This is a genomic window from Vibrio sp. HI00D65, assembly GCF_001635455.1.
Lineage (GTDB): Bacteria > Pseudomonadota > Gammaproteobacteria > Enterobacterales > Vibrionaceae > Vibrio.
Genome location: NZ_LWEH01000334.1, coordinates 1 through 563, shown reverse-complemented (window position 1 = coordinate 563; position 563 = coordinate 1). Strand labels below are relative to the sequence as shown.

At 49.6% G+C, this 563-nt stretch carries 1 protein-coding gene; it reads left to right on the top strand.

What is annotated here, in order from left to right; genetic code table 11:
- Positions 1 to 563 (top strand): COG3650 family protein (locus A3712_RS19670; protein ID WP_443083606.1); only part of this gene is annotated, 563 nt, incomplete at both ends.

The following is a 563-nucleotide window of genomic DNA, read 5'->3' as shown; positions in this document are numbered from 1 at the left end:
GATATGTCCCCTGAGCTAGCACTAGAAGCACAAGGGCTAGCAGCCAGACCTTATCAAGCTCTGTATGGCGAACTGATTGGCCACCTTACCGTGCCTAGCAAAACCGGCTACAACGCTGATTTCACAGCACGCTTCGTGGTTGACCAAGTCAATATCTTAACGGCAGAAAACCCTGAACGCTGCAACCAACCACTGCGCTCCACACGAGTCTTCGGCAATGAACCATTCTGGTCAGCCACCTTTGATAAAGACCAGCTGACTTATATCAAGATGGGCGAAGCGCCTCAGGCTCTCAACATCGAATCAAGCCGCACCACGCAAAGCAGTCGTGATTACCAACTAGAAGGTAAAGCAACACAAGGCGAGCTCAATCTGAAGAAAGAGAGCTGCAGCGACGGCATGAGTGACTCTATCTACGGCTGGGAAGCAAAACTCAACCTGAATGAAGACAACTACACCGGCTGTGCAACGGTTTCAAATCAAGATCCTACATTGGACTGGAGTGGTACTTATTTCGCTAGCTCAACGCAGAACTCAGGGTTCTCTATTAACCTAGAGCTCAA